The sequence below is a fragment of the Alcaligenes sp. WGS1538 genome (assembly GCF_043187505.1).
Lineage (GTDB): Bacteria > Pseudomonadota > Gammaproteobacteria > Burkholderiales > Burkholderiaceae_B > Alcaligenes.
In genome coordinates this window covers 2,610,074-2,632,698 of record NZ_CP171109.1, presented here as the reverse complement: position 1 = coordinate 2,632,698, position 22,625 = coordinate 2,610,074, and the positions used below count along the sequence as shown (strand labels likewise).

General features: G+C 64.4%; 19 protein-coding genes. 12 read left to right on the top strand and 7 right to left on the bottom strand.

Annotated features, from left to right (window positions below; translation table 11 throughout):
* Positions 1 to 25: 25 nt before the first annotated feature.
* The 4 genes from epsC to ACF3ND_RS12250 all read right to left on the bottom strand — a co-directional run bounded on the left by epsC (position 26) and on the right by ACF3ND_RS12250 (position 3,878).
* Entirely contained in the window at positions 26 to 931 is a 906-nt protein-coding gene (gene epsC, locus ACF3ND_RS12265; RefSeq protein WP_394060820.1) for a serine O-acetyltransferase EpsC, read from the bottom strand.
* A gap of 231 nt (positions 932 to 1,162) precedes the next feature.
* Positions 1,163 to 1,873 (bottom strand): Bax inhibitor-1/YccA family protein, encoded by a 711-nt coding sequence (locus ACF3ND_RS12260; protein ID WP_394060819.1) that lies wholly within the window; start codon positions 1,871 to 1,873, stop codon positions 1,163 to 1,165.
* A gap of 83 nt (positions 1,874 to 1,956) precedes the next feature.
* Complete coding sequence (locus tag ACF3ND_RS12255; RefSeq protein ID WP_394060817.1) at positions 1,957 to 2,382, bottom strand: DNA polymerase III subunit chi; 426 nt, start codon at positions 2,380 to 2,382, stop codon at positions 1,957 to 1,959.
* A gap of 2 nt (positions 2,383 to 2,384) precedes the next feature.
* Positions 2,385 to 3,878 carry a leucyl aminopeptidase gene (locus ACF3ND_RS12250; protein ID WP_394060815.1) on the bottom strand — a complete coding sequence of 498 codons (1,494 nt, stop codon included), beginning with the start codon at positions 3,876 to 3,878 and terminating at the stop codon, positions 2,385 to 2,387.
* 57 nt (positions 3,879 to 3,935) lie between these two features.
* Here ACF3ND_RS12250 and lptF point away from each other — a divergent pair, with 57 nt between their 5' ends.
* Positions 3,936 to 5,048: an LPS export ABC transporter permease LptF gene (gene lptF, locus ACF3ND_RS12245; RefSeq protein WP_394060813.1), complete on the top strand. Its 1,113-nt coding sequence runs from the start codon at positions 3,936 to 3,938 to the stop codon at positions 5,046 to 5,048.
* A gap of 69 nt (positions 5,049 to 5,117) precedes the next feature.
* Here the strand turns inward: lptF and ACF3ND_RS12240 are convergent, their stop codons facing one another.
* Positions 5,118 to 6,011: a LysR family transcriptional regulator gene (locus ACF3ND_RS12240; RefSeq protein ID WP_394060811.1), complete on the bottom strand. Its 894-nt coding sequence runs from the start codon at positions 6,009 to 6,011 to the stop codon at positions 5,118 to 5,120.
* Positions 6,012 to 6,175: 164 nt separating this feature from the next.
* Between ACF3ND_RS12240 and ACF3ND_RS12235 the strand changes: the two genes are divergently transcribed.
* The 3 genes from ACF3ND_RS12235 to ACF3ND_RS12225 all read left to right on the top strand — a co-directional run bounded on the left by ACF3ND_RS12235 (position 6,176) and on the right by ACF3ND_RS12225 (position 9,261).
* Positions 6,176 to 7,669 (top strand): CoA-acylating methylmalonate-semialdehyde dehydrogenase, encoded by a 1,494-nt coding sequence (locus ACF3ND_RS12235; RefSeq protein WP_394060809.1) that lies wholly within the window; start codon positions 6,176 to 6,178, stop codon positions 7,667 to 7,669.
* An 83-nt stretch (positions 7,670 to 7,752) separates the two neighbouring features.
* Positions 7,753 to 8,700 (top strand): CysB family HTH-type transcriptional regulator, encoded by a 948-nt coding sequence (locus tag ACF3ND_RS12230; RefSeq protein ID WP_394060808.1) that lies wholly within the window; start codon positions 7,753 to 7,755, stop codon positions 8,698 to 8,700.
* A 225-nt stretch (positions 8,701 to 8,925) separates the two neighbouring features.
* Complete coding sequence (locus ACF3ND_RS12225) at positions 8,926 to 9,261, top strand: DUF2325 domain-containing protein (protein WP_394060806.1); 336 nt, start codon at positions 8,926 to 8,928, stop codon at positions 9,259 to 9,261.
* A gap of 191 nt (positions 9,262 to 9,452) precedes the next feature.
* Here ACF3ND_RS12225 and ACF3ND_RS12220 read toward each other — a convergent pair whose 3' ends face one another.
* A complete protein-coding gene (locus tag ACF3ND_RS12220) occupies positions 9,453 to 10,142 on the bottom strand; it encodes a C40 family peptidase (RefSeq protein ID WP_394065834.1) in 690 nt (229 codons plus the stop codon).
* A gap of 371 nt (positions 10,143 to 10,513) precedes the next feature.
* On the opposite strand from ACF3ND_RS12220, the gene ACF3ND_RS12215 reads away from it, so the two are divergent.
* The 3 genes from ACF3ND_RS12215 (at position 10,514) to ACF3ND_RS12205 (ending at position 15,007) form a co-directional block, all read left to right on the top strand.
* Positions 10,514 to 11,839: an MFS transporter gene (locus ACF3ND_RS12215; RefSeq protein WP_394060804.1), complete on the top strand. Its 1,326-nt coding sequence runs from the start codon at positions 10,514 to 10,516 to the stop codon at positions 11,837 to 11,839.
* Between the two features lie 90 nt (positions 11,840 to 11,929).
* On the top strand, positions 11,930 to 13,915 hold the full coding sequence (acs, locus tag ACF3ND_RS12210) for an acetate--CoA ligase (protein WP_394060802.1): 1,986 nt from the start codon (positions 11,930 to 11,932) through the stop codon (positions 13,913 to 13,915).
* 201 nt (positions 13,916 to 14,116) lie between these two features.
* The gene (locus ACF3ND_RS12205) at positions 14,117 to 15,007 is read left to right on the top strand and encodes a DMT family transporter (RefSeq protein WP_394060800.1); all 891 of its coding nucleotides are present in this window, start codon (positions 14,117 to 14,119) and stop codon (positions 15,005 to 15,007) included.
* A gap of 47 nt (positions 15,008 to 15,054) precedes the next feature.
* On the opposite strand, the gene ACF3ND_RS12200 is transcribed toward ACF3ND_RS12205, so the two are convergent.
* Positions 15,055 to 16,701, bottom strand: coding sequence for an electron transfer flavoprotein-ubiquinone oxidoreductase (locus ACF3ND_RS12200; protein ID WP_394060798.1), 1,647 nt, complete (start codon positions 16,699 to 16,701; stop codon positions 15,055 to 15,057).
* 181 nt (positions 16,702 to 16,882) lie between these two features.
* Between ACF3ND_RS12200 and ACF3ND_RS12195 the strand changes: the two genes are divergently transcribed.
* The 5 genes from ACF3ND_RS12195 (at position 16,883) to ACF3ND_RS12175 (ending at position 22,481) form a co-directional block, all read left to right on the top strand.
* Positions 16,883 to 17,305: an acyl-CoA thioesterase gene (locus ACF3ND_RS12195; RefSeq protein ID WP_394060796.1), complete on the top strand. Its 423-nt coding sequence runs from the start codon at positions 16,883 to 16,885 to the stop codon at positions 17,303 to 17,305.
* Between the two features lie 129 nt (positions 17,306 to 17,434).
* Positions 17,435 to 18,133, top strand: a complete 699-nt coding sequence (locus ACF3ND_RS12190; protein WP_394060794.1) for a CoA transferase subunit A — start codon at positions 17,435 to 17,437, stop codon at positions 18,131 to 18,133.
* Positions 18,134 to 18,151: 18 nt separating this feature from the next.
* Positions 18,152 to 18,805, top strand: a complete 654-nt coding sequence (locus tag ACF3ND_RS12185; protein ID WP_394060792.1) for a CoA transferase subunit B — start codon at positions 18,152 to 18,154, stop codon at positions 18,803 to 18,805.
* Between the two features lie 96 nt (positions 18,806 to 18,901).
* Positions 18,902 to 20,686, top strand: a complete 1,785-nt coding sequence (locus ACF3ND_RS12180; protein WP_394060790.1) for an aminopeptidase P family protein — start codon at positions 18,902 to 18,904, stop codon at positions 20,684 to 20,686.
* A gap of 148 nt (positions 20,687 to 20,834) precedes the next feature.
* The gene (locus ACF3ND_RS12175) at positions 20,835 to 22,481 is read left to right on the top strand and encodes a CTP synthase (RefSeq protein ID WP_394060788.1); all 1,647 of its coding nucleotides are present in this window, start codon (positions 20,835 to 20,837) and stop codon (positions 22,479 to 22,481) included.
* Positions 22,482 to 22,625 lie beyond the last annotated feature (144 nt).

The window sequence follows — 22,625 nt, the reverse complement described above, 5'->3', positions numbered from 1 at the left end:
GGCCTGCCGTTGCCGCGCGCTATTGCTATTGGCCGCGCAGCAGGCTGGCCTGGGTCACGGATACGCCGGCCGGCACGTCGTCGGTGATCCACACATTGCCCCCTATGGTGCAGCCCTTGCCCAGGGTGACGCGGCCGAGAATCGTCGCCCCGGCGTAGATCACCACGTCGTCCTCCACGATGGGGTGGCGCGGCTGGCCTTTGAGCAGAAAGCCTTTTTCGTCCTTGCTGAAGCGCTTGGCGCCCAGGGTGACGGCCTGGTAGATACGCACGCGCTTGCCGATGATGGCCGTCTCGCCGATGACCACGCCCGTGCCGTGGTCGATGAAACAGGCCTGATCGATGCGCGCGCCCGGGTGGATGTCGATGCCGGTCTGCCCGTGGGCCAGCTCGGCGATGATGCGGGCGATCAGCGGCAGGTCCAGGATGTGCAGCGCATGGGCGATGCGATGGTGGATCATGGCCAGCACGCCAGGATAGCACAGCAGCACTTCGTCCACGTTCTGCGCGGCGGGGTCGCCCTGGTAGGCGGCCACCACGTCCAGGTCCAGGGTGCGGCGCATGTCGGGCAGGGAGTCGGCAAAAGACTGGATGGCGGCCTGGGCGTGCCGCTCGATGGCTTCGCGGTCCATGTTCAGCCGCAACGCCAGGGCGGAGCGGCGCAGTTCGATGCGCGCCTGCTCGAGCAAGGCGTTCAGGGCCTGGCCGAGGGTGTAGCCCACGTAGTGGTCTTCGTGTTCGCGGCGCAGGTCGGGGCTGCCCAGGCGCATGGGGAACAGTACGCCCTTGAGCTGCTCGGTCACGCGGGTCAGGGCCTGCACGGAGGGGAATTCCTGTCCGTCGGGCTCCTTCAGGCGCTGCTGCGCATGCCGCCAGTCCTCGCGCGCGCCGCGCAGATTGTCCACGATGTGTTGGGTTTCGAATACGGCCACCTGCTATCTCCGGATCGGAAGTTTCTTACAGGTTTTACTATACCCTTGAGCTTCACCTGACACATGAAAAACCAGCCTGCGGATCGGGGCGCATGGTTGCGACTGGTCGCGAGACGGCCGGCGGCAAAAAAGAGTTCGGCATCGACCTGGCAAATTGGCTCCCGGAATTCCTCGAAGAACCAAAAAAAAGCCCCCTGGGAAGGGGGCTGAAATATCGAGAAGAAGAAAAACTCAGTCGCGGTCGCCGCCGAGGATGCCCAGCAGCATCAGCAGGTTGCTGAAGATGTTGTACACGTCCAGGTAGATGGCCAGCGTGGCCGAGACGTAGTTGGTTTCGCCGCCGTTGATGACGCGCTGCAGGTCCACCAGCAGGAATGCCGAGAAGATGCCGATGGCCATCACGGAAATGGTCAGCATCAGGGCGGGCAGTTGCAGGAAGATGTTGGCCAGGGCGGCGACCAGGATGATGACTGCGCCGATGAACAGGAACTTCTGCAGGTGCGTGAAGTCGCGCTTGGTGGTGCTGGCCACGGTTGCCATGGTGGCGAACACGGCCGCGGTGCCGCCGAAGGCCAGCATGATCAGTTGCGCGCCATTGCCCATGCCCAGCACGAAGCCCAGCAGGCGCGACAGCATGACGCCCATGAAGAAGGTGAAGGCCATCAGCAGGGCCACGCCCAGCGAGCTGTTCTTGTTGCGTTCGATCAGGAACATCAGGCCGAAGGCGCCGACCAGGAATACGATGGCGCTCAGGCCGGGGCTGGCGCCCATGACCCGGTTGATGCCGGAGGACAGGCCCAGCAGGGCGCCCAGCACGGTGGGCACCATGGACAGGGCCAGCAGCCAGTACGTGTTGCGCAGGACGCGATTGCGAGCAATCAGCGACTGTGCGCCCAGGGAGCCGTTGTGCTCAGGCAGGCTGGATTGACGAAATTCGCTCATGGTGATTCCTTAGAATACAGGTGGGATCAAGGGCAAAGAATAACTGACAAATACCTGAATAATCAAGAGAGTTGTCGTCGGCTTCAGTGGCGATCCAGCTTGTGGGCGTGCAGATCGCATCCCTGGGCCTGATACAGGCGCCAGCGTTCGCGCGCCTGCAGCCGATCGGATTCGCGGTCGGAAACGATTTCCAGCACGCGCTGGAACTGCTCGAATCCGGGCGGGCACTGCGCGTCCAGGTTGAGCAGCCAGGCCTGTTCGGCCGGGGGCACGGGCGCGGCCGAGGTCAGTACCACGGGGGTGTCCGGCGCCAGGGGATCATCCACGCCGACGTGGGGCACGAAGGCGGTGGATTCGAAGCCCCACAGCAGGCGGTCGAAGCGGGCGAGCTGGCGGGGGTCCGACAGATAGACCACCACCTGCCGGCCCGCCTGGTAATGCTTGTGCACGACCTCGCAGGCCATGCGCAAGCGGTCCGGCGCGCCGAAGGCGAAATCGACGCGGCTCATGCCTAGCGGCCCTGATTCAGCAGGTACTGGACCAGCAGCGGGACGGGACGGCCGGTGGCGCCTTTTTCCTTGCCGCTGCGCCAGGCGGTGCCGGCGATGTCCAGGTGGGCCCAGCGGTACGCCTTGGTGAAGCGCGCCAGGAAGCAGGCGGCCGTGACCGAGCCGGCGGGCGGGCCGCCGATATTGGCCATGTCGGCGAAGTTCGAGCGCAACTGTTCCTGGTAGGCGTCCTCCAGCGGCATGCGCCAGGCGGTGTCGCCCGCCTGCCGGCCGGCCTGCAGGAGCTGGTCGGCCAGTTCGTCGTCGGGCGAGTACAGGCCGCTGTTGACGTGGCCCAGGGCGATCACGCACGCGCCGGTCAGGGTGGCCATGTCGATGACGGCGGCGGGCTTGAAACGCTCCACGTAGGTCAGGGCGTCGCACAGCACCAGGCGGCCTTCGGCGTCGGTATTCAGGATCTCGATGGTCTGGCCGGACATGCTGGTGACCACGTCGCCGGGCTTGTTGGCGCGGCCGCTGGGCATGTTCTCGCAACTGGCCACCACGCCGATGACTTCACGGTCCAGGTTCAGTTCGGCCACGGCGCGCAGGGTGCCCAGCACGCTGGCGGCCCCGCCCATGTCGTACTTCATCTCGTCCATGTTGAGGGCCGGCTTGATGGAGATGCCGCCGGAGTCGAAGGTCAGGCCTTTGCCGACCAGGACGATGGGGCCGTCCTCGCCCGCCGGCTTGGCGTTGGGAGTGTGGCGCAGCACGATGAAGGCGGGCGGTTCGTCCGAGCCGCGCGCCACCGACAGGAAGGAGCCCATTTTCAGGGCTTCGATCTGCTTGCGCTCCAGCACCTCGACCTTCAGCGACTTGAATTCCTTGGCCAGTTGCTTGGCGGTCTGGGCCAGGTAGGTGGGCGTGCAGATATTGCCGGGCAGATCGGCCAGCAGTCGGGCCAGATTGACGCCGTTGCCCACCGCGTGGCCTTGCTCCAGGCCGGCCTTGGCTTCGCCGGCCTGCGTGCGGGCGGTCCAGAGCTGAAATTTCTTGAGCTTGGGGGCGGGCTCGGGCTTGCTGAGCGTGGCGGTGTAGCGGTACAGGGCGCGGGTCACGGCCAGGGCGGCGTCCTGCGCGCGGCTGCGCAGCGTCGTCCCCTTGCAGTCCACGCTGGCCAGGGCGGAAACGGCTTCGGACAGTTCGGCCTGGGCGCAATAGTCGGCCAGGCTCGCCTGGGCGTCGGAGTGCGTGGCGGCTTTATACTCGTCCTGGGCGCCCAAGCCGATTAAAATGACCCGTTCGGCCTTGACCCCGGGCAGGTTGCGCAGCACCAGGCGGGTCTTGGGCTTGCCTTTGAACTCGGCCTTGACGGCGGCGCTCACGGCGCCGTTGCTGGCGCGGTCTATCAATTCCGCGGCGGGGCTCAGGACGCCTTCGGCAAAGACGCCCACGCCCAGCGCGGCGGTCTTTATCTGGTGTAAGGAAGTGGATGTCTGTGTGCTAAATTCCATTGAACTACCTCCGGGTCTCAGTACTGATTCGACTTCGATTATCCCGCAAATTCTCACATGTCTCTATTCAAACGTTCTGCGGTCTCCGAAATCCTAAGCCATGGCGGCGTGGTCCTGTCCACCTTGCTGATCGTCTGGCTGAGCGTGCTGCTGGTGCGCTTGCTGGGCGAGGCGGCCAACGGCACCATAGGGCCGGACGTGGTGCTGGGCCTGGCCGCGTTTTCCAGCATCACGGCGCTGCCCATCATTCTGGCGGTTTCGCTGTTCATCGCGGTGCTCACCACCGTCACCCGCAGCTTTCGCGAATCGGAGATGGTGGTGTGGTTCGCCAGCGGCCTGTCGCTCAAGGACTGGGTCGTCCCGGTCCTGCGCTGCGCCGTGCCGGTGGCCGTCCTGATCGCCTTGCTCACGCTGGAGGCCTCCCCCTGGGCGTATCGGCAGATCGCGGAGTACCGCCAGCGTTTCGAGCAGCGTTCGGACCTGAGCAAGGTCACGGCCGGCCAGTTCATCGAGTCGGACGACGGCGCGCGGGTGTTCTATGCGGATTCCCCCCAGCAGGAGGGCGACGAGCTGGGCAACGTCATCGCCCGCGTCATCGATCCGGAATGGCTCAGCGTGGTGACGGCCGAGAGCGCGCGCCTGCAGGACGAGCCCAATGGCGATCGCTTCCTGGTGCTGACCCGAGGGCATCGCTACGACCTGAAGCCCGGCCAGCCCGAATTGCGCATGGTGGATTTCGAGAAGTACGGCATACGCCTGGAGAGCCGCGACAGCGGCAATACCGCCGAAACCATACGGGCGCGCGCCGAGCAGCAGATCAAGGCGCGTCAGACCAGCCTGCTGTTCGGCGACGGCAACGATGAAGCCCTGTCGCAGATCATGTGGCGCTTCGCGCTGCCGCTGGCGGCCCTGAACCTGGCCCTGCTGGCCATTCCCCTGGGGGCGGTCAATCCTCGCATGGGCCGCTCGGGCAACATCCTGATGGCGGGACTGGTGGGCCTGCTCTACATGAATCTGATCAACCTGTCGCGCGGCTGGATCGGGCACGGCCAGCTCAGCTTCGAGCTGGGACTGTGGCTGGTACATGCGCTGTTCCTGGGCGTGATGGTCTTCATGATGTGGCGCAAGCTGCGCGTCAAGGCGCCCAAGCCGCCGGCCGCAACGGCCTGAAGAACAGCAAGGGGCCTCGGGCCCCTTTTTTTTTTGTTCCGGACGCGCGTCAGGTCCGGGGACGGCCGTTCAGGCCCCGTCCAGCAGGGCCTGGCGTTCCTGTACGGCCTGTTTCAGGAAATGCCACAGGCTGGTCAGGCTGGGGTTGTGGCGTTGTTCTTCATGGCAGAACATCCAGAAGCGGCGCCGCAGCTCCACCTGCCCGGGCAGCACGCAGCGCAGCCGCGGATCGGTCTGCGCCAGAAAGCAGGGCAGCACGGCCAGCCCCTGCCCCTGGAGGGCCGCCTGGTATTGTGCGATCACGCTGGTGCTGCGAAAGCGGACCGGCGCCGAATGCACGATCTCGTCCAGGTAACGCAGACTGTCGCTGAAGAGCAGGTCATCCACATAGGCGATGAAGCGGTGGCGGGGCAGGTCCTGTATGTCCGCGATGGGCGGGCGGGTGTTCAGGTAGTCGACATGGGCGTACAGGCGCAGGCTGTAGTCGGCCAGGCGGGTGCACCAGTAGGGGCCGCGCTGGGGGCGTTCCAGCGCGATGGCCAGGTCGGCGTCCCGGCGCGACAGGCTGATGGGGCGGGGCACGGGCAGCAGCTCCAGCGTCAGGTCCGGATAGCGGGCCTGGAACTGGCTGAGCAGGGGTGTCAGCACATAGCTTCCGAATGCTTCCGTGCAGCCCAGGCGCAGGGTGCCGGACAAAGGCCTGGCCTTGCCCGCGACGGCGTCGCGCGCGGCCAGAAGCCGGCTCTCCACGGGCTCCAGGCGCTGCTGCAGGTTCAGGCCTTCGCCGGTCAGGCTGTAACCGCTGACGGTGGACTTGTGGAACAGCCGCACGCCCAGCTCCTGCTCCAGGGCCTGGACGCGGCGCGCCACGGTGCTGTGCTGCACGCCCAGTCGCTGTGCGGCCAGGCTGATGCGCTGGCAGCGGGCGACTTCCAGGAAATAGCGCAGATTATCCCAGTCCATGGCCCTGTGCCCTCGGGAAAGCGGCCTTGTGCATGAATGCCCAGCTCCTGTGCGTTTTTCATCATGGTAAACGGCGTCCGGGCCTTCTACACTCGATGAGAACCCTATAGAAAGGCTGCGCCGCTCCGGCGGCAAGGGCCTGAGTTCTTCACAGGAGACAGGAGATGACCGAAGCCGTTCGCGTACCTTTGCTGATCGATGGCCAACGCGTGCAATCGAGCAGCGCGCATTGGGAGGATGTGCTCGATCCCGCCACCCAGGAGGTGGTGGCGCGCGTGCCCTTTGCGACGCAAGCCGAACTGGAGATGGCCGTGGCCAGCGCCGCCAAGGCGTTCGAGAGCTGGCGGCATTCCAGTCAGGGCGCGCGCATGCGCGTCATGTTGAATCTGCAGCGCCTGGTGCGCGAGCGCAGCGCCGAACTGGCGCAGGCCATCTCGCGCGAGCACGGCAAGACCCTGCCTGATGCGGAAGGGGAGGTCGGGCGAGGGCTGGAAGTGATCGAGCACGCCTGCTCCATCGTGTCGCTGCAACTGGGCGAATATGCCGAGAATGCGGCCAGCGGCATCGACGTCTATACCCTGATGCAGCCGCTGGGCGTGTGCGCGGGCGTGACGGCGTTCAACTTCCCGGTGATGCTGCCTTGCTTCATGTTTCCGCTGGCGGTGGCCTGCGGCAATACCTTCGTGCTCAAGCCGTCCGAGCAGGATCCGACCTCCAGCCTGATGCTGGCGGAGCTGGCGCTGGAAGCGGGCTTGCCGCCCGGCGTGCTGAACGTGGTCCATGGGGGCGCGGACATCGCCAACGCCCTGGTGACGCATCCGGACGTCAAGGCGGTGTCTTTCATCGGCTCCACGGCCGTGGGCACCGAAATCCATCGCCGCGCGACCGAGGCGGGCAAGCGCTGCCAGGCCATGATGGGCGCCAAGAATCATTGCATCGTCATGCCGGATGCCGACCGAGACGTTGCCTTGAACCAGTTGCTGGGGGCGGCGTTCGGGGCGGCCGGCCAGCGTTGCATGGCGATCTCCGTAGCCGTCATGGTGGGCGCCGCGGGCGAATGGATCGATGAGCTGGCGCGGCGGGCGGCCGCCTTGAAGGTCAACGTGGGCACGGATCGCCAGGCGGACCTGGGCCCGCTGGTATCGCCGCGTGCGCGCCAGCGCGTGGAGTCGCTCATCGAGGCGGGCGTGCAGGAGGGCGCCGCCCTGTTGCTGGACGGCCGGGGCGTGCGGGTGGCCGGCTACGAGAAAGGCAATTTCGTGGGGCCGACCATCTTTCGGGACGTGCAGCCGCAGATGCGCATCTATCAGGAAGAGATCTTCGGCCCGGTACTGTGCGTGGTGCGGGTGGAGACGCTGGAAGAGGCGGTGCAGTTCATCAACCGCAACCCCAATGGCAACGGCGTGTCCATCTTCACTCAGGACGGCGGCCATGCCCGCTACTTCCAGAACATGATCGACGTGGGGCAGGTCGGCATCAATATTCCCATTCCCGTGCCGGTCGCCTGGTTCAGCTTCACAGGCTCGCGCGCCTCCAAGCTGGGCGACCTGGGGCCCAACGGCAAGCAGGCGGTGCACTTCTGGACGCAGACCAAGACAGTGACGGCGCGCTGGCAGGCGCATGCCAATACGGTCAATACCACGATAACCATGAAGTAAATTGTGGGCGTAAGCTTATAACTTAATATAATAAGTAGAGCCTGTCTTATTACATATAATAGCCTCGTACATGGGGCTATTATATGAATCTACAGCAATTCCGATTTGTGCGTGAAACCATACGGCGCAACTTCAACTTGACTGAAGCGGCCCGTTCGCTCTATACGTCCCAGCCAGGCGTTTCCAAGGCCATCATCGAGTTCGAAGACGAGCTTGGCATCAAGATCTTCGAGCGCCACGGCAAGCGCATCAAGGGCCTGACCCGTCCAGGCGAAGCCGTGGCCGAGGTCATCGACCGCATCATGCGTGAAGTGGACAATCTCAAGCGCGTCAGCGACGACTTCGCCCGCCGCGACGAAGGCGCGCTGGTCATCGCGTGCACCCACGCCCAGGCACGCTATCTCCTGCCCAAGGTCATCCCCGAGTTCCGTCGGCGCTTTCCCAAGGTGCACATGTCCCTGGCCGAAGGCAATCCGCCCGCGCTGGCCCAGATGGTGCTGCACGAACAGGCGGATGTCGCCATCGCCACGGAAAGCCTGGCGTTGACGCCCGGGCTGGTGGCCCTGCCCGTATATTCCTGGGAGCACACCGTCGTGGTGCGTCCCGATCATCCCTTGGCCGACCTGCCGTCCAACAAGCAGTTGTCCATCGAGACCCTCTCGCAGTATCCCATCGTGACGTACGATCACGCCTTTTCAGGGCGGCGCTCCATCGACGAGGCTTTCGCGGCCGAAGGCATCACGCCGGACATCGTGCTGGAGGCCATCGACGCCGACGTGATCAAGACCTACGTGGACGTGGGCCTGGGCATAGGCATCATTGCCGGCGTGGCCTTCGACCCGCGCCGCGACAAAGGACTGGTGGGTCTGTCCGCCGGGCATCTGTTCGGCACTCACCATACCCGGGTGGCCGTCAAGGCGGGCTCCTTTCTGCGCGACTACATCTTCGTGCTGCTGGAGATGTTGGCGCCGGCCCTGACTCGCGATGTGGTTCAGAATGCGCTTGACGAAAGCCAGTCCCTGGCGCCCTGACCCTATCCTGATTTCCCGCCGGGAGGCCGTTCGCGCCTCCCGCGCCGCCTGCCTGCCGGGCGCCTTTTCTTCTTACTGTTTTCCCAACGTCCTCCCTCGATGTCGCCGCTCGTGAAGGCGGCCTGAGCAGTCTGCATCCGAAATTGAAACAGACTATCAGTGCAATTGACTGTGATAATAGGAATGATTATCATTAACTAACTTTCACACCCCGATGGAGTTCCCATGTCGCAATTCGTCAGTGCAGTCGTGGTCGGCGCAGACCGCCTAGGCAACATCCCCGATCTGCTCAAGATCCATAACATCGCCATCAAGCACCATATCAGCGGGCGCGATCCCGCCCATCAGAAGAAGACCTTGCAGCTGCCCTCGGGCACCGAATTGCTGATCCTGCTGACGGATTTCCTGGGACACAATGTCATGAAGACATTTCGTTCCGCCGCTCAGAAGTCGGGCGTGCAGGTCGTCGCCTGCCGCCGTTCGGTCTGCAGCATGAAGCAGGCCCTGGCGCAGTGCGGTTATTGCGAATCCTGCCCGCTGAACAAATCCAAGACCCATTAGCCCTAAGCTGGCCGCACGCCTGGCGACGCGGCATGGCGGGCAGGGAATCTTCAGGCGCTGAAAAAGACAGGGCCGTTGCATGTCGTGCAACGGCCTTTATCATGATGGCGACTCTGGCGTGGAAGGGCGGACGGTAAAACAAGACAGCGCCCCGAAGGGCGCTGTTCGACAAGGCTGCAAGCCAGGACGGGTTATCGGGCGCTGCGCAGGCGCGTGCCGGTGTCGGGCTGCGCGGCCGCCAGGCGGCGGGCGCCGTTGTAGCGTTTTTTCCAGTAGGCGGTCTGCATGCTTTCCACGCGTACCACGGCGCCGGTGCGCGGAGCGTGAACGAATTTGTCTTCACCCAGATAGATGCCCACGTGGGAAAAGCGCGAGCCGCGGGTGTTGAAGAAGACCAGGTCGCCCTTGCGCAGTTCGTTGCGGTTGACCGATACGCCTTCCTTGGCGATATCCTTGGACTGGCGGGGCAGCTTCAGGCCCAGGGACTTTTCCGCAGCGTAGGAAACCAGGCCGCTGCAGTCGAAACCCGTGCTGGGGGCGTCGCCGCCGAAGCGGTATTTGACACCCAGAAAAGAGAGGGCGGTGGAGGCCATGCCGGGGGAGTGGGACTTGCCTGTGTGGCTGGAGTCGCGCGTCTCGCCGCGGTTCTGGCGTCGTTCGCTGCTGTAGGCGATATTGATGTCGTTGCGGGCGCGGTTGGCCAGGTAGGCGCCCAGGGGATCGGATTCGGTCTGGAGATCGTAGTTGGCGAAATAATCGTCGTCGAGCTGGGCGAACTGATCCTGTTTGCTGCTTTGCTGCGTGCCGGTGGTGGCGCAGCCGGTCAGAGTCAGCGCGGCTGCAATCAACAGGTATTTGACGCTACGATAACCGGATTGCAGAAGCGCAGGCGGAGTGAGGTAATGTGGCGGCATGACCGAGGCTTTTTTAGGGACTTGGTGGGTAGCAGCACAACCTTGATGCCTATTTTTGCTGAATTTGGCAGCAATTGATGGGTATCAGGGCTGTAAGTATGGCTAAAAGCGCATACCTTGCCGGACGTTGCTGTACTTCGAATAGTTTGGCAGTGTACCGGATGAAAATCACACCGTAAAGCTTTGCAAAGCCCAAATTCGCCATTGATTCATACTGTTTCACAGTATGTATATAGGCCGAATGGCGAGGCGACACGGGGCTGTCATGCTGTTGGCGTCTGGTTTGCGAAAAATGCGCTGGTTTTAATGTTTTTTAATGAGCTTTAGAGGTGGATTGCATGGTGCGACGGCTGGGTGAACGCCTAGGGAAAGCCCTTAATGATAATGTCAGGCTGCGTGAGCTCTGGGCCTGGGCCATGTATGATTTTGCAAACTCCGGCTACACCACGGTCATATTGACCAGCGTGTACAGTGCATACTTCGTTGGCGTGGTGGCGGACGGACGCAGCTGGGCGACGCTGGCCTGGACGCTGGCGCTGTCGCTTTCTTATTTGAGCATCATGTTCACGATGCCGGCTCTGGGCGCGCGCGCGGATGCGCGCCGCGGCAAGCGCCGGCTGCTGTTCAGCAGCACCGTGGGCTGCGTGTCGTTCACCTTGCTGCTGTTCTGGGCCGGAAAGGGCGACATCCTCTGGGTATTGGTGTTCATTGCCTTGTCCAATTACTGCTATTGCATCGGCGAATCGGTGGTGGGCGCTTTCCTGCCCGAAATCGCCCGGCCGCAGGCGCTGGGGCGGGGGTCGGGCTGGGGCTGGGGATTTGGCTACTTCGGCGGCATGCTGGCCCTGGGGCTGTCCCTGGCCTTCCTGACCTGGGCGTCGGCGCGGGGCTGGCCGGCCGAGCGCTACGTGCCGGGAATCGTGGTCATCACGGCGGTGCTTTTCGCGCTGTCGGCCTTGCCGTCCTTTCTGCTGTTGCGCGAGCGCAGTGCGCCGTCGGGCGTCGAAGAGCCAGGCATGCTGAGCCGCCTGGCCGTCTCCTGGCGGGACGTCAACCGCCACTTTCCGGACTTTCGCACCTTGCTGTTGTGCGGCGCCGCCTACCAGGCCGGCATCGCCGTCGTCATCACCCTTTCGTCGGTGTACGCCACCGAAGCCATGGGCTTCACCATGGCCCAGATCATGCAGCTGATCTTCACGGTGAACATCGCCGCCGCGGTCGGGGCGCTGGCCTTCGGGCACGTGCAGGACCGGATCGGCCATCGTCGCGCGTTGGCGCTGACGCTGTGCGGCTGGCTGGTGATGGTGGGCATCGCCGTCAGCTCGCGTTCCCTGGCCAGCTTCTGGGCCGCCGCCGCCGTGGCCGGATTGTGCATAGGCAGCAGCCAGAGCGCGGGGCGGGCGATGGTGGGCCTGCTGGCGCCCAGGAGCCGCCTGGCCGAATTCTTCGCCTTGTGGACGTTTGCCGTCCAGTTGGCGGCGGTGTGCGGCCCCATCTCCTATGGCCTGGTGACCTGGCTGAGCGGAGGCAACCACAGGCTGGCGCTGGCCTGCACGGGGCTGTTCTTCCTGGCAGGTCTGCTGATATTGTCACGGATGGACTTCGAGCGCGGCGTGCAGGCGCGCGACGGGGCAGGGATGCCGCAGGCTGTCAGGCTTGAGTAAGTCTGGCGCGTTACGTTTACAAAAAATCAAGACGGCAGGCTTTGAAGCCGGTCGTCCACAACACCAAATCTGGAAGAAAGGAGCCAAAAAATGAGCGGTTCTACCTCTATTGAATCCGTGCTGTCGGAAAGCCGTGTGTTCCCGGTCTTCCCGGACCTGGAGCGCCATGCGCGCATCGCCGGCATGCAAGCCTACCAGGACCTGTGCATGCAGGCCGAGCAGGACTATCCGGGCTACTGGGCGGGCCTGGCCCGCGACCGCCTGGTCTGGACCAAGCCCTTCACGCAGGTGCTCGACGACAGCAAGCCGCCGTTCTACAAGTGGTTTCACGACGGCGAACTGAACGTGTCGGCCAACTGCCTGGACAAGCACCTGCGCACTCCCGTCGAGCACAAGACGGCCCTGATCTTCGAGGCCGACGACGGCGCGGTCACCAAAGTCACGTTCCGCGAACTGTACGAGCAGGTCTGCCAGTTCGCCAACGGCCTGAAGGCGCTGGGCTACAAGACCGGCGAGCGGGCCCTGATCTACATGCCCATGTCGGTCCAGGCCATCGTGGCCATGCAGGCCTGCGCGCGCCTGGGCATCACGCATTCCGTGGTGTTCGGCGGCTTTTCCGCCAAGAGCCTGCATGAGCGCGCCGTGGACGTGGGCGCCACGCTGGTCATCACGGCCGACGAGCAGCGCCGGGGCGGCCGCGCCATTCCCCTGAAGAACGCCGTGGACGAAGCCCTGGAGGGCGGCGGCTGCGAAGCCGTGCGACATGTCATCGTGTACAAGCGCACCGGCGGCACCGTGGTCTGGCACGAGGGCCGCGACCTGTGGTGGGACGACGTCGTCAAGGGGCAGGCCGCGGAATGCGCGCCCGTGCCCGTCAATGCCGAACATCCCTTGTTCGTTCTGTATACCTCCGGTTCCACCGGCAAGCCCAAGGGCGTGCAGCACTCCTCCGCCGGCTACCTGCTGGGCGCGCTGCTGAGCGTGCAGTGGACCTTCGACGCCCAGGACAGCGACGTGTTCTGGTGTACCGCGGACATAGGCTGGGTCACCGGCCACACCTTCATCACCTACGGCCCGCTGGCCGCCGGCCTGACGCAGGTCGTGTTCGAAGGCGTGCCCACGTATCCGGACGCCGGCCGCTTCTGGGACATGATCCAGCGCCATGGCGTCACCATTTTCTACACGGCACCCACCGCCATCCGTTCCCTGACCAAGGCGGCGGAGGCCAACGAAACCGTGCATCCCAGGCAATACAATCTGGACTCCCTGCGCATCATCGGCTCGGTGGGCGAACCCATCAACCCCGAAGCCTGGATGTGGTACTACAAAAACGTGGGTCGCGAGCGCTGCCCCATCGTGGACACCTGGTGGCAGACCGAGACCGGCGGCCATGTCATCACGCCGCTGCCGGGCGCCACGCCCCTGAAGCCGGGCTCCTGCGGCATGCCGTTCCCCGGCATGGACGTGGCCATCGTGGACGAGGTGGGCGAAGAGGCCGAGTGCGGCAACGGCGGCTTCCTGGTAATCCGCAAGCCTTGGCCCAACATGATCCGCACCATCTGGGGCGACCCCGACCGCTTCGTCAAAAGCTATTTCCCTCCCGAGCTCAAAGGCTATTACCTGGCCGGCGACGGGGCGCAGCGCGACGCCGACGGCTACTTCTGGGTCATGGGCCGCATCGACGACGTGCTGAACGTCTCGGGCCACCGCCTGGGCACCATGGAAGTGGAATCGGCCCTGGTGGCGCACGAGCTGGTGGCCGAGGCCGCCGTGGTCGGCAAGCCGGACTCGACCACGGGCGAGGCCATCGTGGCCTTCGTGGTGCTGAACGGCGACCTGCCCTCGGGCGAGCAGGCGGACAAGATCGCCGCCGAACTGCGCGCCTGGGTGGGCAAGGAGATCGGGCCTATCGCCAAGCCGCGTGAAATCCGCTTCGGCGAGAACCTGCCCAAGACCCGCTCGGGCAAGATCATGCGGCGCCTGCTGCGCTTCGTGGCCAACAACGAGCCCATCACGCAGGACGTGTCCACGCTGGAGAACCCCGCCATCCTGGACCAGCTCTCCGAAGCCCACTGAAAACGCCGCGTCTTCTTTTTTTGGTAGTTCCTGTTTGGCCCTGGTTCTTCATTCGAACCAGGGTTTTTTTATGGGGCGGCCATGGCGTCGGGCAAGTCCGGCCAGCCGGGTGTTCCTTCAACCGCCGCCGTTTTCTTGCCTGTCCCTTTGGCGTAGCATAGAGCCTGTTTCAATGAAGCGTCTACGCTGTAAAAAAAGGGGATGAGCTTGACCAAGGGGCAGACGCAGGACAAGGTGGCATTGGTCCTGATGGGTCTGGTGGTGCTGGCCTGGGGAATGAGCTGGGTGGTCATGAAGGCCATGACCACGCATATCGGGCCGGTGGATCTGATCGCGGTGCGCTATGCACTGGCCTTCGTATTCCTGTGGGGCTTCATGCGGCTGAAAGGGCTGCGCCTGCACGCCACGCCCTGGAAGCTGAGCCTGGGCGTGGCCGTGTTCCAGACGGTGGGCTTCCAGCTTCTCAGCCAGTTTTCGCTGCAGGCGGGCGGCGCCGGCAAGATGGTGGCCCTGGCCTACACCATGCCGTTCTGGATCGTGGTGTTTTCCTGGCCTTTGCTCAAGGAAAGACCTCAACGACGGCATATGCTGGGCATGGCCGCTGCGCTGAGCGGCCTGTTGTTGATCATAGCCCCGTGGCAAGGCATGGGGGGAGTGCTCGGTTCGCTGCTTGCCCTGCTCAGCGGCGTCAGCTGGGGCCTGGGCGCCGTATTTTCCAAGATGCTTTTCCAGCGCCATAGGGTGGAACTGCTCAATGCCACGGTGTGGCAGTGCTTCCTAGGCATGCTGATCGTGGCGCCGCTGGCCTGGCTGGTGCCCCAGCGCGAGCCGTCCATGGAATGGCCCATGGTGGCGGGCGTGCTGTTCCTGGGCGTCATCGCCACCGGCGTGGGCTGGCTGCTGTGGATGGCGGTGATGAGCCGCGTGAGCGCGGCCGTGGCCGGCATGTCCAGCCTGGGCGTGCCGGCCCTGACCGTGCTGCTGGCCTGGCTGATGCTGGGCGAGCTGCCCACGCGCCTGGAACTGGCGGGCACGGCCTTGATCCTGCTGGGGCTGCTGATCGTGAACTGGCCGGCGCGCCGATCGGCGTGACGGACCGGCCGCCCGCGGGCCGGCAAGCTGCGCAGACGGCCTGTTTTCTACATGCCGTTGTAGACGGGGCCTTCGCCGCCTTGAGGCGGCACCCAGACGATGTTCTGGGTGGGATCCTTGATATCGCAGGTCTTGCAGTGCACGCAGTTCTGCGCGTTGATCTGCAGCCTGTCGTCACCGGTTTCGGTCTTGACGAATTCATAGACCCCGGCAGGGCAGAAGCGCGCTTCCGGCCCGCCGTAGCGCGCCAGATTGACCGCCACCGGCACCTTGGGATCCTTCAGGGTCAGGTGGACGGGCTCGTCCTCCTCGTGGTTGGTGTTGGAGATGAACACCGAGCTGAGGCGGTCGAAGGTGATCTTGCCGTCCGGCTTGGGGTAATCGATGCGGGCGCATTCGGCGGCCGGCTGCAGACAGGCGTGATCGGGTTTGTGGTTGCGCAGCGTCCAGGGCATCTTGCCCTTGAGCAGGCCCTGTTCCACAAAGGTCATGACCGATGCGATGGAGCGGCCTTTCTTGAACCATTGCTTGAAATTGCGCGCCTTGTTCAGTTCTTCGTGCAGCCAGGATTGTTCGAAGCGCTGGGCGTACTGGGTCAGTTCGTCGTGCTGGCGGCGGGCCTGCAGGGCCTCGAACGCGGCCTCGGCGGCCAATGCGCCCGACTTGATGGCGGCATGGCTGCCCTTGATGCGCGAAGCATTCAGAAAGCCGGCTTCGCAGCCCACCAGGACGCCGCCCGGAAAGCTGAGCTTGGGCAGGGCTAGCAGGCCGCCGGCCGTGAGCGAGCGGGCGCCGTAGGCGATGCGCTTGCCGCCTTCGAAGGTGGGGCGGATGGCGGGGTGGGTCTTGTAGCGCTGGAATTCGTCGAAGGGCGACAGCCAGGGGTTGGCGTAGTCCAGACCGACCACCAGGCCGACCATGACCAGGTTGTTGTCCAGGTGGTAGAGGAAGGAGCCGCCGTAGGTGTCGGAGTCCAGGGGCCAGCCGGCAGTGTGCATCACCAGGCCGGGGCGGGCCTGGGAAGGGTCCACTTCCCACAGCTCCTTGATGCCGATGCCATAGCTTTGCGCATTGCGGCCTTCGTCCAGCTTGTAGCGCGCGATCAGCTCGCGGCCCAGGTGGCCGCGCGAGCCTTCCGCGAAAATGGTGTAGCGCGCCAGCAGTTCCATGCCGGGCTGGTAGTGGGACGTATGGGTGCCGTCGCGCGCCACCCCCATGTCGCCGGTGACCACGCCGCGCACGGCGCCCGAATCGTCGTAGAGCACGTGGGCGGCGGCAAAGCCGGGGAAGATCTCCACGCCCAGGGCTTCGGCCTGTTCGCCCAGCCACTGCACCACATTGCCCAGGCGCACGATGTAATTGCCGTGGTTCTTGAAGCAGTCGGGCAGCAGCCATTCCGGCGTGGAGCGGGCGCCTTTTTCGGTCAGGAACAGGAACTTGTCTTCGGTGACTGCCACGGAGATGGGTGCGCCCTTGGCTTTCCAGTCGGGGATCAGCTCGTCCAGGGCGCGCGTGTCCATGACGGCGCCGGACAGGATGTGGGCGCCCAGTTCGGCCCCTTTCTCGAGGACACAGACGCTCAGCTCCTGTTCAGTCTGCTGAGCCAGCTGCTTGAGGCGGATGGCCGTGGCCAGCCCTGCAGGCCCCGCTCCCACGATCACTACGTCGTATTCCATCGATTCGCGTTCTGACATTGCTGTCGATCTCCTGTAGGGGTAACCGTTCTGTTCTTGATTGTTCGGCGGTGAAATTCGTGCACAGTGCGTACGGTCGATTGTATTGCAGTCTGCCTGGCTTGTTTTAAGTTTAGACTCCTGCCGTGGGGCGCCGGATCGGGTCCGGCGCCCCGGCATGATTCAGCAAGGAGAACAAGAGATGCCGGAAACCGTACGCTCCGAGCCTGGTTTCGTCTTTGACATCCCGGTGCGCTGGGGCGATCTGGACGCCATGAACCACGTCAACAATACCGTGTACTTCCGCTATACCGAGGAGGCGCGCGTGCAGCTGATGCTGAAGCTGGGCATGCTGCCGCCTTCGACGCGCACGGGCGTGCTGGCGCACGCCAGCCTGGATTTCGTGCGCCCCGTCCTGTATCCGGCCACGGTCAGGGTGGTGCACCACCTGGTGCGCATGGGGCGCAGCAGCCTCGAGGTGGAAGTGAGCGTGCGCGATGCGGACCAGCCCGAGGTGGTCTATGCCCGCGGGCGCAACGTGCTGGTGTCCATCAATCCGGAAGGGCGCTCGCAGCCCTGGAGCGAAGAGGAGGTCGTCCGGATCCGCCAGGCCTTCGGCGCCTAGGCGGCTTGCCGTAAATGTAAAGCCTGACTTTCATCAAGTCGTAAAAGGCCCGATGGTATGTTCCAGGACATCTTTGCATTATTCTAAGAGTTGCTGTGCAGGATACTTTTTGAGTCATTGGAGAGTGAATTGAACAAGGTCTATCCAAGCGCCCGGGAGGCGTTGCAGGGAGTCGTCGCCGACGGGCAGACGATTGCAGTGGGCGGGTTCGGCCTGTGCGGGATCCCCGAGGCGCTGATCGCCGCCTTGCGGGACAGCGCGGTCAAGAACCTGACCTGCATCAGTAACAATGCCGGCGTGGACGGCTTCGGCCTGGGCCAGTTGCTGACCACCCGCCAGGTGCGCAAGATGATCTCGTCCTATGTGGGCGAGAACAAGGAGTTCGAGCGCCAATACCTGGCCGGCGAGCTGGAGCTGGAGTTCACCCCCCAGGGCACGCTGGCGGAAAAGCTGCGCGCCGGCGGCGCGGGCATTCCCGCCTTCTTCACGGCCACCGGCGTGGGCACCATCGTGGCCGACGGCAAGGAGATCCGCGAGTTCAACGGCCAGCAGTATGTGCTGGAACACTCCCTGGTGCCGGACGTCTCGCTGGTCAAGGCGCACATTGCCGACCGCAGCGGCAACCTGGTGTTCCGCAAGACGGCGCGCAACTTCAATCCCAACGTGGCCATGGCCGGCAAGATCACCATCGTCGAGGTCGAGGAGATCGTCGAGACCGGAACGCTGGACCCGGACCAGGTCCATCTGCCCGGCATCTACGTGCACCGCATCGTGCTCAATGCCAATCCCGAGAAGCGCATTGAACAGCGCACCGTTCGTCCTTCCTGATTAGCGAGGCAGATAAAAATGGCTTGGAACAGAGACCAAATGGCGGCGCGCGCCGCCCGGGAGCTGCAGGACGGCTTCTACGTGAACCTGGGCATAGGCTTGCCCACCCTGGTGGCCAACCACGTGCCCGAGGGCATCGAAGTCTGGCTGCAGTCCGAGAACGGCCTGCTGGGCATCGGCCCCTTTCCCACCGAAGAGCAGATCGACGCCGACCTGATCAACGCCGGCAAGCAGACCATCACGACCCTGCCGGGCTCGTCGATCTTCTCCTCGGCCGATTCGTTCGCCATGATACGCGGCGGCAAGATCAACATTGCCATCCTGGGCGCCATGCAGGTGTCCGAGAAGGGCGACCTGGCCAACTGGATGATTCCCGGCAAGATGGTCAAGGGCATGGGGGGCGCCATGGACCTGGTGGCCGGCGTCGGGCGCGTCGTGGTGCTGATGGAGCACGTGGCCCGCAAGAAGGACGGCACCGAGGATCTGAAGATCCTGCCGCAATGCACCTTGCCCCTGACGGGCGTGGGCGTGGTGGATCTCATCATCACCGATCTGGGCGTCATCGAAGTCACGGAAAATGGTTTAAAGTTGCTGGAGTTGGCACCTGAAGTCAGCGTCCAGGACATTCAGGCCAAGACGGGCGTCGAACTGGACGTCAGCGCCGTGGCCTGATTCCTCCTTCCACGACGCGAAAAAAGCTTCGGCCCGGGCCGAAGCTTTTTTTTTGAATGCCCGGTGCGTGAAAGACGTTTTACAAAGGAAGTCGGCATGGACCATACCTCTATCGCCGCGCGCCTGCAGGCGCTGCGCGAACAAATGACATTCCAGGCCCTGCAGGCCAGCATCTGGCCTACCTCCGATCCGCATCTGTCCGAATACCTGCCGGACCGCTGGCAGAGCAGGACGTGGCTCAGCGGCTTCAGCGGCTCGGCGGGCCTGCTGGTCGTGACGCGGGACTGGGCGGGCCTGTGGACCGACAGCCGCTACTGGGAGCAGGCCGCCAGGGAGCTGGAGGGCAGCGGCATCGTGCTGATGCGGGCCGGCGAACCCGATGTGCCCGAACCGGCGGCCTGGCTGGCCGGCCACCTCCCGGCGCAGTCGCGCGTGGCGCTGGACAGCCAGTCCATCTCCATGCAGGGCCTGGCCGCCTGGCAGGACGCGGCGCGCGAGCAGAATTTCGAATGGGTGCTGAACGCCGACCTGCTCGGCCCCATCTGGGCCGACCGTCCGGCCGCGCCTTGCGGCAAGGTCGTCGAGCACCTGCCGCCGCATGCCTGCCGCAGCCGCCAGGAAAACCTGGCGCGCACGCGCCAGTCCATGCAGGAGCAGGGCGCCCACTGGCACCTGATTAGCGCGCTGGACGATATTGCCTGGACGCTGAACCTGCGCGGCGAAGACGTGCCTTACAACCCGGTGTTCCTGTCCTATCTGCTGATCGGGCCCGATCAGGCGCATCTGTTCGTGGATGCCGGGAAACTCTCGCCGGGCGTGCGCGCAGCCCTGGGCGAGGCCGGCGTCGAGCTCCAGGACTATGCCTTCCTGCCGGAGTTCATGCGGGCTCTGCCGGCATCCCTGACCGTGCTGCTGGATCCGGCGCGCACCACGGCCTGGGCGGCGCAGCTGGCCGCGCATCTGACGGTGGTCGAGCACATCAATCCCGCCCATCTGTTCAAGTCCTGCAAGACAGACGCGGAACTGCAGCACGTGCGCGAGACGATGGAAAAGGACGGCGCCGCGCTGTGCGAGTTCTTCGCCTGGTTCGAGCAGCAGAGCGGCCTCACCGAGCTGGACGTGGACGAGCAGATCACCGCGGCGCGTGCGCGCCAGGAAGGGTTCGTCAGCCCCAGCTTCGGCACGATCGCCGCCTATCAGGCCAACGGGGCCATGCCGCATTACCATGCCACCGAACAATCTCATGCGCGCATCGAGGGCGATGGCCTGCTGCTGATCGACTCCGGCGGGCAGTACCTGGGAGGCACGACGGACATCACCCGCGTGGTGCCGGTGGGGCGGGTCTCGTCCGAGCAGATCCGCGATTTCACCCTGGTGCTCAAGGGCATGATCTCACTGTCCCGGCTGGTGTTTCCGGAAGGTGTCGCGGGCCAGCAGATCGATGTGCTGGCCCGCCAGCCGCTCTGGGAGCAGGGCCTGGACTTCGGACATGGCACAGGGCATGGCGTGGGTTACTTCATGAATGTGCACGAAGGACCGCAGTCCATTTCCTGGAGGGGGCGCATCGGCCCGCACTCGGGCATGAAGGCGGGCATGATCACCTCCAACGAACCGGGCCTGTACCGGCCGGGCCGGTGGGGGATACGCATCGAGAACCTGGTGGCGGCCGTGCCCGCCATGCGTACCGAATACGGACAGTTCCTGCGCTTCGAGACCCTGACCCTGTGCCCGATCGACACGCGTTGTATTGATGCATCATTGTTGACCCAGGCCGAACGCCTCTGGCTCAACGAATACCATGCGCAGGTGCGCGAGCGCCTGCTGCCCCGGGTGCAGGGAGCGGCGCGCAATTGGCTTGAACAAAGGACCCAGGCCATCTGAGCCGGACCGGCGCCGCTGTCAAGACGCCGTGCGCAAGAGGCATGCGCCGCTCGCGCGGCCTTCTTGCGAAGTCCCCAAGGACGGGCGCTTCCCGTTATAATCCAAATTTCCCGCTATCGCCTGACTTGCCGTCAGGCGCGTTTTTATAATGACCACCAAATACGTATTCGTGACGGGAGGCGTCGTGTCCTCCCTGGGCAAAGGTATTGCGGCCGCATCCCTGGCTGCCATTCTGGAGTCCCGAGGCTTGCGCGTGACCATGCTCAAGCTCGACCCCTACATCAACGTGGATCCGGGCACCATGAGCCCCTTCCAGCATGGTGAAGTGTTCGTTACCGAGGACGGCGCGGAAACCGACCTGGACCTGGGCCACTACGAGCGGTTCATCTCCGCCCGCATGCACAAGGTCAACAACTTCACCACCGGCCAGATCTACGAATCCGTGCTGCGCAAGGAGCGCCGCGGCGATTATCTGGGCAAGACCGTGCAGGTGATCCCGCACATCACCAACGAGATCCAGGACTTCGTCATGCGCGGCGCCAAGGCCGCCTATGACGGCGCGGCCGACGTGGCCATCGTGGAAATCGGCGGCACCGTGGGCGACATCGAATCCCTGCCGTTCCTGGAAGCCGCACGCCAGATGAGCCTGCGCCTGGGCCGCAACAACACCGCCTTCGTGCACCTGACGCTGGTGCCGTTCATCGCCTCGGCCGGCGAGCTCAAGACCAAGCCTACGCAGCATTCGGTCCAGAAGCTGCGCGAGATCGGCATACACCCGCACGCCCTGCTGTGCCGCGCCGACCGCGTCATCCCCGACGACGAGCGCGCCAAGATCTCGCTGTTCTCGAACGTGCCCATGGACGCCGTCATCTCCGTCTGGGACGCCGATTCCATCTACAAGATTCCGGCCATGCTGCATCAGCAGGGCCTGGACAGCCTGGTGTGCGATGCGCTGGCCCTCTCGCCGCCTCCCGCCGACCTGTCCATGTGGGACCGCCTGGTGGAAGCGCTGGAGAATCCCGAGCACGAAGTGCGCATCGGCATGGTGGGCAAGTACGTCGACCTGACCGAATCCTACAAGTCGCTCAGCGAAGCCCTGGTGCATGCCGGCATCCATACCCGTACGCGCATCAACATCGAGTACCTGGATTCCGAGGTCATCGAGAACGAAGGCACCGAGTGCCTGAAGGGCTTGGACGCCATCCTGGTTCCCGGAGGCTTCGGCAAGCGCGGCACCGAAGGCAAGATCCGCGCCATCCAGTACGCCCGTGAAAACGGCGTGCCCTTCCTGGGCATCTGCCTGGGCATGCAGCTGGCCGTGGTCGAGTACGCCCGCCACGTGGGCAATCTGGTGGGGGCGAACTCCACCGAGTTCGATCCCTCCGCCGTGCATCCCGTGGTGGCCCTGATCACCGAGTGGGCGGACCGCGAAGGCAAGATTGAACGCCGCGACGGCTCTTCCGACCTGGGAGGCACCATGCGCAAGGGCGCGCAGCGCTGCCCCGTCAAGCCCGGCACCCGCGCCGCCGCCATCTACGGCGCGGACGTCAACGAGCGCCACCGCCACCGCTTCGAGGTCAACACGCTGTACGTGCCGCGCCTGGAAGAAGTGGGCATGGTCATTAGCGCCCGCACGCCGACGGAAAACCTGCCCGAAATCATGGAGCTGCCCAACCACCCCTGGTTCATGGGCGTACAGTTCCACCCCGAGTTCACCTCCACGCCCCGCGATGGCCACCCGCTGTTCACCAGCTATATCAAGGCCGCTCTGGAGCACCAGAAGAAATCGGCCTGATTTCCCGGCATGAATGAAAAAGCCCGCATGCAGCGGGCTTTTTCCTTTTTTGGAAAGGAGATTCCTGCTCACGATATGATTGATTCTGTGTGTGCGCTCCGGACTTGAATCGGACCGAGATATCGGAACATCTGGCTGGGGACT

Excerpts from the sequence above, each read along its gene's own strand:
- ACF3ND_RS12250 (WP_394060815.1), bottom strand. The coding sequence starts at position 3,878 with ATGGAATTTAGCACACAGACATCCACTTCCTTACACCAGATAAAGACC.
- ACF3ND_RS12205 (WP_394060800.1), top strand. The coding sequence starts at position 14,117 with ATGAGCTTGACCAAGGGGCAGACGCAGGACAAGGTGGCATTGGTCCTG.
- ACF3ND_RS12215 (WP_394060804.1), top strand. The coding sequence starts at position 10,514 with ATGGTGCGACGGCTGGGTGAACGCCTAGGGAAAGCCCTTAATGATAAT.
- ACF3ND_RS12260 (WP_394060819.1), bottom strand. The coding sequence starts at position 1,873 with ATGAGCGAATTTCGTCAATCCAGCCTGCCTGAGCACAACGGCTCCCTG.
- lptF (WP_394060813.1), top strand. The coding sequence starts at position 3,936 with ATGTCTCTATTCAAACGTTCTGCGGTCTCCGAAATCCTAAGCCATGGC.
- ACF3ND_RS12235 (WP_394060809.1), top strand. The coding sequence starts at position 6,176 with ATGACCGAAGCCGTTCGCGTACCTTTGCTGATCGATGGCCAACGCGTG.
- ACF3ND_RS12225 (WP_394060806.1), top strand. The coding sequence starts at position 8,926 with ATGTCGCAATTCGTCAGTGCAGTCGTGGTCGGCGCAGACCGCCTAGGC.
- ACF3ND_RS12255 (WP_394060817.1), bottom strand. The coding sequence starts at position 2,382 with ATGAGCCGCGTCGATTTCGCCTTCGGCGCGCCGGACCGCTTGCGCATG.
- ACF3ND_RS12185 (WP_394060792.1), top strand. The coding sequence starts at position 18,152 with ATGGCTTGGAACAGAGACCAAATGGCGGCGCGCGCCGCCCGGGAGCTG.
- acs (WP_394060802.1), top strand. The coding sequence starts at position 11,930 with ATGAGCGGTTCTACCTCTATTGAATCCGTGCTGTCGGAAAGCCGTGTG.
- ACF3ND_RS12230 (WP_394060808.1), top strand. The coding sequence starts at position 7,753 with ATGAATCTACAGCAATTCCGATTTGTGCGTGAAACCATACGGCGCAAC.
- ACF3ND_RS12200 (WP_394060798.1), bottom strand. The coding sequence starts at position 16,701 with ATGTCAGAACGCGAATCGATGGAATACGACGTAGTGATCGTGGGAGCG.
- ACF3ND_RS12175 (WP_394060788.1), top strand. The coding sequence starts at position 20,835 with ATGACCACCAAATACGTATTCGTGACGGGAGGCGTCGTGTCCTCCCTG.
- ACF3ND_RS12180 (WP_394060790.1), top strand. The coding sequence starts at position 18,902 with ATGGACCATACCTCTATCGCCGCGCGCCTGCAGGCGCTGCGCGAACAA.
- ACF3ND_RS12195 (WP_394060796.1), top strand. The coding sequence starts at position 16,883 with ATGCCGGAAACCGTACGCTCCGAGCCTGGTTTCGTCTTTGACATCCCG.
- ACF3ND_RS12240 (WP_394060811.1), bottom strand. The coding sequence starts at position 6,011 with ATGGACTGGGATAATCTGCGCTATTTCCTGGAAGTCGCCCGCTGCCAG.